Genomic DNA, 11,541 nt, shown 5'->3' with positions numbered 1-11,541 from the left:
GGCGCAGATGCGCAGTGGCGAGCGGTTCAAGGCGCGGGGCGGATCAGTCGCGCAGGCTCAGCACCGGCCAGCCGCGCGCCGCCGCCTCGGCCGCCAGCACCGGGTCCGGATCGACCGCGACCGGATGGCCGACGCGCCCGAGCAGCGGCAGGTCGTTCTGCGAGTCGCTGTAGAACCAGGCCTCGTCGAGCCGGGCCCCGTGCCCGCCGAGCCAGCGCTCCAGCGCCGCGATCTTGCCTTCGCGAAAGCACGGTTCGCCGGCGACGCGGCCGGTGTAGCCGCCGTCGAGCTGCTCGGGTTCGGTCGCGAGCAGGTGCGGCACATCGAGCAGCGCCGCGATCGGCTCGGTGACGAAGCGGTCGGTGGCGGTGACGATGACCAGCGTGTCGCCGCGCGCACGGTGCGCATCGAGCAGTTCGACGGCGCGCGCGAGCACGACCGGCCGGATGTGCTGCTCGACGAACTGTTCGCGCCATTCGAGCAGCCGCGCGATCGGGTGCGCGGCCAGCGGCGCCATCGCGAACGTGAAGTAGGCCAGCGGATCGAGCGTGCCGGCGATGTACTCGGCGCCGAAGCGGCGGTTCTCGGCCTCGAAGTGCGCGGCATCGAGGGCGCCGACCGCGCACAGGTGCCGCCCCCACAGCGAACCGCTGTCGCCGGCGAGCAGGGTGTGATCGAGGTCGAACAGCGCGAGGCTCACGGCGACGGTTCCGGGGCAGGGGTGACGGGGATGAAGGTGCGCGAGCGTAGCGGAAGGCCGCGCGCAGCGGCAATCACGCCCTCCGGAGCGGCGAAGCGGCGAACCGCCCGGAAATTCGCGGCTTCCTGCCGGATCCGGCAGCCATCGGGCGGCGCACGCGGCCGTCTTGACAGACGCTGCCGGCATGGCTGTGTACGCCATTGTTTCCGGCCAACCCACGGTTTACCCTTGCCGTTAACGCACACATCTGCGACCCACTTGTAAACGGTCTCCAAGTGATTGACTCGGAAGGCTTCAGAGCCAACGTCGGCATCATCCTCTGCAATACCGAGGGCCGCCTGTTCTGGGGGCGCCGGATCGGGCAGAAATCCTGGCAGTTTCCGCAGGGCGGCATCCGCCGTCACGAAACGCCGGAAGAAGCCATGCTCCGCGAACTCGGCGAGGAAACCGGCCTGCGCCCGGAGCATGTCGAGATTCTCGGTCGCACCGAGGGCTGGCTGCGCTACCGGCTGCCGAAGCGGCTGATCCGCCGGCATTCGAAGCCGACCTGCATCGGCCAGAAGCAGGTCTGGTTCCTGCTGCGCCTGCGCGGCTGCGAGAAGGATTTCTGCCTCGACGGCTCCGAACGCCCCGAGTTCGACCACTGGGTCTGGGTAGACTGGTGGTATCCGCTCGAAGCCGTGGTCGCGTTCAAGCGTCAGGTCTATCTGCGCGCGCTGCACGAACTGCTGCGCTTCGCCGAGCAGCCGCAACTGCCGCGCGAACCGTCGCCGGCGGTGCTCGCCCGCTTCAACCTGACGCTGCAGGCGCTGCGCCGCGCACCGGCGGCGGTGCTGCCGGTGCGCAGCGAGCCCAACGTCCGGCCGCACTGAAGCGGTCCGGTCGCCACCGGACCCTCATCATCCCTTTCGTCTGCCTCCGCCGAGGAACCGGTACCCATGCTCGATTCCCTGCAGCGCATCGTGCAGGAGGTCAGCTCCGCGCATGATCTGGACGAGGCGCTGGCGCTGATCGTCGAGCGCGTCAAGGCCAGCATGAACGCCGACGTCTGCTCGGTGTACCTCAGCGACGAGGCGCGGCGCGAATACGTGCTGATGGCCACCGACGGCCTGCGCCCCGGCGCGGTCGGGCGCGTGCGCATCCCGTTCGGCAAGGGCGTGGTCGGCCTGTGCGCGAGCCGCGCCGAGCCGGTCAACCTCGAGAACGCCCCCGATCACCCGGCCTTCATCTTCATCGCCAGCACCGGCGAGGCGCCGTTCCACGGCTTCCTCGGCGTGCCGATCGTGCGCCGGCGCAAGGTCATGGGCGTGCTGGTCGTGCAGCAGCGCGAGCAGCGCCGCTACATCGACGAGGAGGTCGCCTTCCTCGTCACGCTCGCCGCGCAGCTCGCCGGCTCGATCACGCAGGCCGAGCTGCGCCAGTCGCTCGACCAGATGGATGTCGATGATCTCGACACGCTGTTCGTCGACGGCGTGGCCTGCGCCCGCGGCCTCGGCATCGGCCGGGCGCTGGTGCTGTTCCCGGAGGCGCGGCTCGATTCGGTGCCGGACAAGAAGCTCGGCCTTGACCTCGACTTGATCGAGGCCGAGTGCAGCCGCTTTCGCCTCGCCGTCGATGCCGAGCTGGAGGAACTGAAGAGCCTCGCCGCGCGCATGGGCCGCATCCTGTCGCCCGGCGATCAGGCGCTGTTCGATGCCTACGCGATGCTGCTCGGCTCCGACAGCCTCGTGAACGGCACGCTGGAGCGCATCCACGCCGGCAACTGGGCGCCCGGGGCGCTGCGCGCGACCGTCGCCGAATACGCGAACGTGTTCGAGGAGATGGACGACGCCTACCTGCGCGAGCGTGCCGCCGACATCCGTGATCTCGGCGGCCGGCTGCTGCGCCGGCTGCACCAGAATAAGGACGCACCGCCGGTCGAGTACCCGGAACGCTGCGTGCTGGTCGGCGAGGAACTCAACGTCTCGCAGCTGCTCGACGTGCCGCCCGAGCGTCTGGTCGGGCTGGTGTCGGTGCGCGGCACCGGCGCCTCGCACGTCGCACTGCTGGCGCGCGGGCTCGGCATTCCGGCGGTGTTCGGCGTCACCGGCGCGCCGCTGACCAAGCTCAACGGCCGCGACGTGGTGGTCGACGGCTACAGCGCACGCATCTGCATCCAGCCCGGCACACAGCTGCGCGAGGAATACGAGCGTCTGGCGCGCGAGGAAGCCGAACTGTCGCGCGGCCTGCTCGAACTGCGCGAGGAGCCGGCGATCACGCCCGACGGCCAGCGCATCCACCTGCTCGCCAACTCCGGGCTGTTCGCCGACATCAACGCCGCGCGCGACAGCGGCGCCGAGGGCATCGGCCTGTACCGCTCGGAGATCCACTTCTTCCTGCGCGACCGCTTTCCGGGCGAGGACGAGCAGACCGCGACCTACGCGCGCGTGCTGACCAGCATGGCGCCGCGCCCGGTGACGCTGCGCACGCTCGATGTCGGTGGCGACAAGCCGCTGCCGTACTTCCCGATCCGCGAGGACAATCCCTTCCTCGGCTGGCGCGGCATCCGCATCTCGCTCGATCACCCGGACATCTTCAAGACGCAGCTGCGCGCGATGCTGCGCGCCGGCGCCGCCACCGGCAGCACCGACGGGCTGTCGGTGCTGTTCCCGATGATCACGATGGTGTCGGAACTCGACGAGGCGCTCGAACTGCTGCGTCAGGCGCACGCCGAGCTGGTCGAGGACGGCGTGCCGGCGCACTTCCCGAAGGTCGGCGTGATGATCGAGGTGCCGGCGGCGGCGTATCAGGTCGAGCTGCTGGCGAAGCGCGTCGATTTCGTGTCGATCGGCTCGAACGACCTGACGCAGTACCTGCTCGCGGTCGATCGCAACAACGACCGCGTCGCCAAGCTCTACGACAGCCTGAACCCGGCGGTGATCGGCGTGATGCAGTGGCTGGTGGAGCGGGCGCGGCGCGCCGGCAAGCCGGTCAGTGTCTGCGGCGAGATGGCCGGCGACCCGGCGGCGGCGCTGCTGCTGATCGGCATGGGCATCGACAGCCTGTCGATGAGCCTCGGCAACCTGCTGAAGGTGAAGTGGATGATCCGCTCGGTGCCGCTGTCGGTCGCGCAGGCGCTGGTCGCCGACGTGCTCGGGCTCGAATCCGCGCAGCAGATCCGCGCAGCCGCAGAGGAGGTGATGATCGCGCACGGCCTGGCCGGACTGGTGCGTCCGGGCCAGCACTGACGCACGGCAGCGCTGCGGAGGGAGGACCGGAACCGCGGGCGCGCGGGCCGCGCGCCTTCAGGCGGCGCGGGACTTTTCCTTGATTTCCTCGACCTGCTTGCACTCGATGCAGAGTTCGGCGGTCGGACGGGCTTCGAGACGGCGCAGGCCGATCTCGATGCCGCAGCCCTCGCAGTAGCCGTATTCGTCCTCGGCCATGCGCTGCAGGGATTTCTCGATCTTGCGCAGCAGCTTGCGCTCGCGGTCGCGCGCGCGCAGTTCGAGCGAGAATTCCTCTTCCTGGCTGGCCCGGTCGTTCGGGTCCGGCAGGTTCAGCGGCTCGTCCTGCATGTGGGTGACGGTGCGCTGGCTGCCTTCCATCAGTTCCTGCTTCCACGACAGCAGGATGCTGCGGAAATGCGCCTTCTGCGCATCGTTCATGTATTCCTCGTCCGGCTTGGCCTGATACGGCGTGAAGCCTGTGAAGCTCTCGGCTGACATGACCGACCTCCCGTAGATGTAAGGCAGCAAGACCATCCGCGCGGGCGGAGGCGGTGCGCAGCCGGCCAGGCCCGGTCCGCAAGCGCGCGGCATGAAATCACAACTTCCGGTGTGTGGGAATGGCCGAAGTGGCTGTCTTGCCTGATTGTCATGGACAAGTCCCCGGATTTGCCGACTGTCACCACGGCGTCACGCAATGGCCACCGGCTCGCCATGGATTCACGTACCTGTCACATTGCTCGCCTTTAATGCCGGCGCCCTCCCCGCCAGCCCGAGAACCCGTGCCGTCATGAGCGAGAAACGCATCCTGATCGTCGAGGACGAACAGCCGATCCGCGAGATGATCACCTTCGCGCTCGGTGCCGCCGGCTACACGACCGTCGAGGCCGCCGATGCGCGCGCCGCACTCGCCCTGATCGCCGAGCGCGTGCCGGACCTGATCCTGCTCGACTGGATGCTGCCCGGTGCCAGCGGCCTGGAACTGGCGCGGCGGCTGAAGAAGGACGAACTGACCCGCGACGTGCCGGTCATCATGCTGACGGCGCGCGCCGAGGAGGAGGACAAGATCCACGGCCTCGAAAGCGGCGCCGACGACTACGTGACCAAGCCGTTCTCGCCGCGCGAGCTGGCCGCGCGCATCAAGGCGGTGCTGCGCCGCGGCAGCGGTCAGGGCAGCGACGAGGCCTTCGAGGCCGACGGCCTGCGCCTGGAACCGCTGAGCCACCGCGTCACCGCCCGCGAGCAGACCGTCGACATCGGCCCGACCGAGTACCGGCTGCTGGAGTTCTTCATGTCGCACCCGGAGCGCGTGTATTCGCGCTCGCAACTGCTCGACCGCGTCTGGGGCAGCAACGTCTACGTCGAGGAGCGCACCGTCGACGTGCACATCCGCCGGCTGCGCAAGGTGCTGGAGCCGAGCGGCCACGATGTGCTGATCCAGACCGTGCGCGGCACCGGCTACCGTTTCTCGACGAGAACCTGAGGCGGGGGCCCGAATTGCAGAGCCCGTGGCCCGGCGCCCTCTGGCGCACGCTGCTGATCCTCGCCGCCGCTGCCGGTCTCGGCTGGCAGGCCGGTCATCCCGCCCCGGGGCTCGCGCTCGGCGCGACGCTGCTCTGCGGCTGGCATCTGTGGCGGCTGAGCCGGCTGGAGCGCTGGCTGCGCGACGGCTGCCGCCGGCGCCGGCCGCAGCCCGACGGCATCTGGGGCGAGATCTACTACCACCTGCAGCGCCGCCGGCAGCGCCGGCGTGACGACACGCGCCGCTACATCGACACCTTGCGCCAGTTCCAGGAGGCTGCCCGCGCCATGCCCGATGCCACCGTGGTGCTCGACGACGCCGACACCGTGCTCTGGAGCAACCCGGCCGCCGAGGACCTGCTCGGCCTGCGCTCGCCGCAGGACCTCGGCACGCGCATCACCTATCTGGTGCGCCACCCGAGCTTCGTCGCCTTCCTCGGCCGGCGCGACGCGCAGGCGGTCTGTGACTTCCCGTCGCCGGTCGGCGGCCAGCCGCTGTCGGTGCGCGCGATCCCCTACGGCGAGGCCAACCGGCTGCTGATCGCGAGCGATGTCTCGCGCGTGCACCGGCTCGAACAGGTGCGCCGCGACTTCGTCGCCAACGTCTCGCACGAGCTGCGCACGCCGCTGACCGTGATCGGCGGCTACCTCGAAACCCTGCTCGACAGCGGGGACGCCTGCGCCGTCAAATGGCAGCAGCCGCTGCGCAGCATGCAGCACCAGAGCGCGCGCATGCTGCACATCATCGAGGACCTGCTGATGCTCGCGAAGCTCGAAGGCCAGCAGGAGCGCCTGCCGCCGCGCCCGGTCGCCGTGCCCGGCATGCTCGCGGCGATCGCCGAGGACGCCATCGCGCTGTCCGGCGAGCAGCAGCACACGGTGCGCGTCGAGGCCGATCCGGCGCTGTGGCTCTGCGGCCACGAACAGGAGCTGCGCAGCGCCTTCTCGAACCTCGTGTTCAACGCCATCCGCCATACTCCGGCCGGCCGCCACGTCGACATCCGCTGGCATGCCGACGCACGCGGCGTGCATCTCGAAGTCATCGACAATGGCGACGGCATCGCACCGCACCACCTGCCGCGACTGACCGAACGCTTCTATCGGGTCGATCGCGGCCGCAACCGCGAGCGCGGCGGCACCGGCCTCGGGCTTGCAATCGTCAAGCACGTGATGAGCCGCCACGGCGGCCAGCTGCGCATCGCCAGCACCGTCGGCGCCGGCAGCCGCTTCGCGTGCGATTTCCCGGCCGAACTGGCCTGCCCGCGCACCAGCGGCGGCCGCGCCGCCTGAGGCCGGTCACGCCGGAACGTTTTTTTATTTCAGCGTCTTTCAGCGTCTTTCAGCCCCTCGCCCCTCGCGGGCAAGGGACTGGCAAGAGGGGAGAAAAGTCATGCCCGTACCATCGGCCCGACTTCCCCGCCGCGAACCGCCTTCATTAGGGAGGAATCCGCCATGCAACTGCTGCTGATCCGCCACGGCATCGCCGAGGACACCGCCCCGTCCGGGGGCGGCGATGCCGAGCGTGCGCTGACCGACGACGGCGCCCGGCGCCTGCGCAAGGGCGCCAACCGCCTGCGCATGCAGTTCGAACGGCTGGACCACGTGCTCTGCAGCCCGTACCGGCGGACGCGCGAGAGCGCCGCGATCCTGTGCGCGGCCTGGGGGCTGGCCGCACCGCAGACCATTGCCGGCTGCACCCCGCACGACGCGCCCGAGGACGTGCTGCCGGTGCTCGCCGGACTCGATCCGGACGCGCACGTGGCGCTGGTCGGCCACGAACCGCACCTCGGCTGCCTCGCCGGGCTGCTGCTCAGCGGCAGCGCCGAACCGCTGCTGCGGTTGCGCAAGGGCGGCGCGGCGCTGATCGTGTTTCCCGGTGCGCCGGCTGCCGGCACCGGCCGGCTGCACTGGGCCCTGACCGCCGGCCAGATGCGCGCGCTGCGCGACTGAAGCCCGCCTTACACTGTCCGCCTCCCCGTCCGCCGCCGGATCGTCCGCATGCCCGTCGACACCTTCGCCGCGATCGACCTCGGCTCCAACAGCTTCCACATGATCGTCGCCCGCGCCGGCGACGGCACGCTGCAGGTCGTCGATCGCCTGCGCGAGATGGTCCAGCTCGCCGCCGGCCTCGACGCCGCGCACCGCCTCGACGAGGCCACGCAGCAGCGCGCGCTCGACTGTCTCGCCCGCTTCGGCCAGCGCATCGCGCAGCTGCCGCCCGAGCGCGTGCGCATCGTCGGCACCAACACGCTGCGTCAGGCGCGCAACGGCGCGGCCTTTCTGGAGCGCGCCACGCAGGTGCTCGGCCACCGCGTCGAGATCATCAGCGGTCGCGAGGAAGCGCGGCTGATCTACCTCGGCGTCGCGCACTCGACTGCCGGCAGCGGCCGGCGGCTGGTGGTCGACATCGGCGGCGGCAGCACCGAGCTGATCGTCGGCGAACAGTTCGAGCCGCAGCAGCTCGAAAGCCTGTACATGGGCTGCGTGAGCCTGACGCGCCGCTTCTTCGATGCCGAACGCATCCGCGAGCGCGCGCTGCACGAAGCCGACCTCAGCGTGCGCATGGAACTGGAACCGGTCGAGGCGGGCTTTCGCGACGCCGCCTGGGACGAGGCCATCGGCGCCTCCGGCACGATCAAGGCCATCCGCGACGTGCTGGTCGCGCTCGGCTGGAGCAGCGGCGACATCCCGCGCGAGGCGCTGCGTCGCCTGCGCGCCGATCTGATCGACGCCGCGCCGGCCGTGTTCGGCGAGCGCTTCGGGCTGGCACGCGAACGCGCCGCGGTGTTCGCCGGCGGGCTGGCCGTGCTCCACGGCATCTTCGAGACGCTGGGGATCGAATGCATGAAGGTATCGGATGGCGCCTTGCGCGAAGGCCTGATCTTCGACCTGCTCGGGCGTGTGCAGCACGAGGACGTGCGTGACCGCAGCGTGCGCGCCCTCGCCGCCCGCTTCGGCTGCGACGAGGCCCAGGGCGGCCGCGTCGCTGCCACCGCCCGCGAACTGCTCGCGCAGGCCGCGCCCGGCTGGGGCATCGCCGATGAGGAAGCGGCACGCTATCTGGACTGGTCCGCGCGCCTGCACGAACTCGGGCTGGCGATCGCGCACAACCAGTACCACAAGCACGGCGGCTACGTGCTCGCCAGCGCCGACCTGCCGGGCTTCTCGAAGACCGAGCAGGCCCTGCTCGCGGCGCTGGTGCGCGGCCACCGCCGCAAGCTGCCGCTCGACACCTTCACGGCGCTGCCGGCCGGTCAGGCCGAACGCGGCCTGCGCCTCTGCCTGCTGCTGCGTCTGGCCTGCGTGCTGCACCGCGCCCGCAGCCGCCAGCCGCTGCCGGCGCTGCATCTGCAGCCGGGCGAGCGCGAACTGCGGCTCGGCTTCCCGGCCGGCTGGCTCGACGAGCACCCGCTGACCCGTGCGGATCTGGCTGCCGAGGCCGACTATCTGGCCACGGCCCGCTGCCGGCTGGTCATCGACGAGTGAGGAAAGCTTGCCGGAGCCTGCGGTCCCCGCCCCTCCCGCGATGGGCAAGAACCTGAAAAGACAGGCGTTCTGCCGTGACCGACATGAACCAGATGGTTTGGCAATCCTCTCCGGGTCCGCACGGCTGAGTCAGCCGGCCCGAATGCAGAAGTCCTCCGGACCCATCACGGTCCGGAGGGCTGGTGTGCGCCGGTCTCAGCGGCCGCCGTCGAGGAACAGCCGGTAGGCCGGGTTGCCGGTTTCTTCCCAGTGGTCGTAGCCGAGGTCGAGCAGGGCCTGGCGGAACTGCGCGAGATCGGTGTCCGGCACCTGGATGCCGGCCAGCACGCGGCCGTAGTCGGCGCCGTGGTTGCGGTAGTGGAACAGCGAGATGTTCCAGCCGTGCACCATCGAGTTCAGGAACTTCAGCAGCGCGCCGGGCCGCTCCGGGAACTGGAAGCGGTACAGGCGCTCATCGGCGATGCCGGGCGCGTGGCCGCCGACCATGTAGCGCACGTGCAGCTTGGCCATCTCGTTGTCGCTCAGGTCGAGCACCGGATAGCCCTCGGTGCGCAGCTGTTCGATCAGCGCGAGCTTTTCCTCGCGGCCCTCGGTGAGCTGCACGCCGACAAAGATCTGCGCATCACGCGCATCGGCGTAACGGTAGTTGAACTCGGTGATCGCGCGCCGGCCGAGCGACTGGATGAAGTGGCGGAAGGCGCCGGCGCGCTCGGGGATGGTCACCGCCAGCAGCGCCTCGCGCTGCTCGCCGATCTCGGCGCGCTCGGCGACGTGGCGCAGGCGGTCGAAGTTGACGTTGGCCCCGCAGTTGATCGCGATCAGGTTCTGGCCGTGGATGCCGGTGCGCGCGACGTACTTCTTCAGGCCCGCGGTGCCGACCGCGCCGGCCGGTTCGGCGATCGCGCGCGTGTCGTCGAAGATGTCCTTCATCGCCGCGCAGATCTCGTCGGTGCTGACCGTGATCACTTCATCGACCAGCTCGCGGCAGAGGCGGAAGGTCTCCTCGCCGATCTGACGCACCGCCACGCCGTCGGCAAAGATGCCGACCTGATCGAGCACGACGCGCTCGCCGGCCTTCATCGCCGCGTCGAGGCAGGCGGCATCCTCGGGCTCGACGCCGATGATGCGGACCTCGGGGCGCAGGAACTTCACGTAGGTGGCGATGCCGGCAATCAGCCCGCCGCCGCCGACCGCGACGAAGATCGCGTGGATCGGGTCCGGGTGCTGGCGCAGGATCTCCATGCCGATCGTGCCCTGACCGGCGATCACGTCCGGGTCGTCGTACGGGTGCACGAAGGTGTAGCCCTTCTCGGCTTCGAGCTGGCGGGCGTGCTGCGCGGCCTCGTCGAAGGTGTCGCCGTGCAGCACCACGCGCGCGCCGCGTGCCTTGCAGGCGTTGACCTTGATCGGCGGCGTCGTGCCCGGCATCACGATCGTCGCCTTGATCGCCAGCTTCTGCGCCGACAGCGCCACGCCCTGCGCGTGGTTGCCGGCCGATGCACAGATGATGCCGCGTTCGAGCTGGGCCGGGCTCAGGTGCGCGATCTTGTTGTAGGCGCCGCGCAGCTTGAACGAGAACACCGGCTGCAGGTCCTCGCGCTTGAGCAGCACGTGGTTGCCGAAGCGGTTCGACAGGCGCGGCATCGGATCGAGCGGGCTTTCGATCGCCACGTCGTAGACGCGCGCGCTCAGGATCTTGCGGATGTAGTCGTGCATGCGGCGGAACTCTTGAAACCGGCGGCCGGGTCCGGCTGAACCGGACATATTGCATGGCAGCATCGGCAGTGTCCATCCGCTACACTGCCGCGCTTTCCCCCGGCCGCACGGTGCCCCGCGATGACCCAGGACGAACTGAAGCGCCTCGTCGGCGAGGCTGCGCTCGACTACGTCGAGGACGACACCATCGTCGGTGTCGGCACCGGCTCGACGGTGAATCACTTCATCGACGCGCTGGCGCGCATCAAGGGCCGCATCGAGGGGGCGGTGTCGAGTTCCGAGGCCTCGACCGCGCGGCTGAAGGCGCACGGCATCCCGGTGTTCGATGCCAACGCCGCCGGGCCGATCCCGCTGTACGTCGACGGTGCCGACGAATCCAACCGCCGGCTGCAGCTGATCAAGGGCGGCGGCGCGGCGCTGACGCGCGAGAAGATCGTCGCGGCGCTGGCCGAGAAGTTCGTCTGCATCGCCGATGGCTCGAAGCTCGTCGACACGCTCGGACGCTTCCCGCTGCCGGTCGAGGTGATCCCGATGGCGCGCAGCCACGTCGCACGCCGGCTGCTGGCGCTCGGCGGGCAGCCGGTCTGGCGTGAGGGCGTCGTCACCGACAACGGCAACCTGATCCTCGACGTGCACGGGCTGCGCATCGACGACCCGCTCGCGTTCGAGACGGCCGTCAACCAGATCGCCGGCGTCGTCACCGTCGGCCTGTTCGCGCACCGCCCGGCCGATGTGCTGCTGCTCGGCACCGAGCAGGGCGTGCAGACGCTGACACGCTGACGGGGCGCGTCAGCCGGCGCGCAGCCGGTACAGCACCCACGCCGCGAGCAGCCAGCCGCCGGCGGCAAGCCCGCCGGCGAGCGCAGCGTCGAGGCCGGCGCGCTGCAGCGCCAGCCGCACGACCACGGCCAG

10 protein-coding genes are annotated in these 11,541 nt (G+C 70.3%); 7 read left to right on the top strand and 3 right to left on the bottom strand.

What is annotated here, in order from left to right; all coding sequences use genetic code 11:
• Nucleotides 1-43 precede the first annotated feature (43 nt).
• Nucleotides 44-700, bottom strand: a complete 657-nt coding sequence (locus PKE44_RS08605; protein WP_324550099.1) for an HAD family hydrolase — start codon at nucleotides 698-700, stop codon at nucleotides 44-46.
• 245 nt (nucleotides 701-945) lie between these two features.
• On the opposite strand from PKE44_RS08605, the gene PKE44_RS08600 reads away from it, so the two are divergent.
• Entirely contained in the window at nucleotides 946-1,572 is a 627-nt protein-coding gene (locus PKE44_RS08600) for an RNA pyrophosphohydrolase (RefSeq protein WP_324550101.1), read from the top strand.
• Nucleotides 1,573-1,638: 66 nt separating this feature from the next.
• On the top strand, nucleotides 1,639-3,927 hold the full coding sequence (gene ptsP / locus PKE44_RS08595; protein WP_324550097.1) for a phosphoenolpyruvate--protein phosphotransferase: 2,289 nt from the start codon (nucleotides 1,639-1,641) through the stop codon (nucleotides 3,925-3,927).
• A 57-nt stretch (nucleotides 3,928-3,984) separates the two neighbouring features.
• Here the strand turns inward: ptsP and dksA are convergent, their stop codons facing one another.
• The gene (gene dksA, locus PKE44_RS08590; protein ID WP_324550095.1) at nucleotides 3,985-4,407 is read right to left on the bottom strand and encodes an RNA polymerase-binding protein DksA; all 423 of its coding nucleotides are present in this window, start codon (nucleotides 4,405-4,407) and stop codon (nucleotides 3,985-3,987) included.
• A gap of 289 nt (nucleotides 4,408-4,696) precedes the next feature.
• Here dksA and phoB point away from each other — a divergent pair, with 289 nt between their 5' ends.
• The 4 genes from phoB (at nucleotide 4,697) to ppx (ending at nucleotide 8,913) form a co-directional block, all read left to right on the top strand.
• A complete protein-coding gene (gene phoB, locus PKE44_RS08585; protein WP_324550093.1) occupies nucleotides 4,697-5,389 on the top strand; it encodes a phosphate regulon transcriptional regulator PhoB in 693 nt (230 codons plus the stop codon).
• Nucleotides 5,390-5,403: 14 nt separating this feature from the next.
• Nucleotides 5,404-6,717: a phosphate regulon sensor histidine kinase PhoR gene (gene phoR / locus PKE44_RS08580; protein ID WP_324550090.1), complete on the top strand. Its 1,314-nt coding sequence runs from the start codon at nucleotides 5,404-5,406 to the stop codon at nucleotides 6,715-6,717.
• Between the two features lie 162 nt (nucleotides 6,718-6,879).
• Entirely contained in the window at nucleotides 6,880-7,377 is a 498-nt protein-coding gene (locus PKE44_RS08575; RefSeq protein ID WP_324550088.1) for a histidine phosphatase family protein, read from the top strand.
• Nucleotides 7,378-7,425: 48 nt separating this feature from the next.
• Nucleotides 7,426-8,913 carry an exopolyphosphatase gene (gene ppx, locus PKE44_RS08570; RefSeq protein WP_324550086.1) on the top strand — a complete coding sequence of 496 codons (1,488 nt, stop codon included), beginning with the start codon at nucleotides 7,426-7,428 and terminating at the stop codon, nucleotides 8,911-8,913.
• Nucleotides 8,914-9,108: 195 nt separating this feature from the next.
• Here the strand turns inward: ppx and ilvA are convergent, their stop codons facing one another.
• Nucleotides 9,109-10,629 (bottom strand): threonine ammonia-lyase, biosynthetic, encoded by a 1,521-nt coding sequence (ilvA, locus tag PKE44_RS08565; protein ID WP_324550082.1) that lies wholly within the window; start codon nucleotides 10,627-10,629, stop codon nucleotides 9,109-9,111.
• 120 nt (nucleotides 10,630-10,749) lie between these two features.
• On the opposite strand from ilvA, the gene rpiA reads away from it, so the two are divergent.
• Complete coding sequence (rpiA, locus tag PKE44_RS08560) at nucleotides 10,750-11,409, top strand: ribose-5-phosphate isomerase RpiA (protein WP_324550080.1); 660 nt, start codon at nucleotides 10,750-10,752, stop codon at nucleotides 11,407-11,409.
• The last annotated feature ends 132 nt before the right edge of the window (nucleotides 11,410-11,541 follow it).

It is taken from the genome of Plasticicumulans sp. (assembly GCF_035331805.1).
GTDB lineage: Bacteria > Pseudomonadota > Gammaproteobacteria > Competibacterales > Competibacteraceae > Plasticicumulans.
This window is presented reverse-complemented; position numbering and strand designations above follow the sequence as displayed.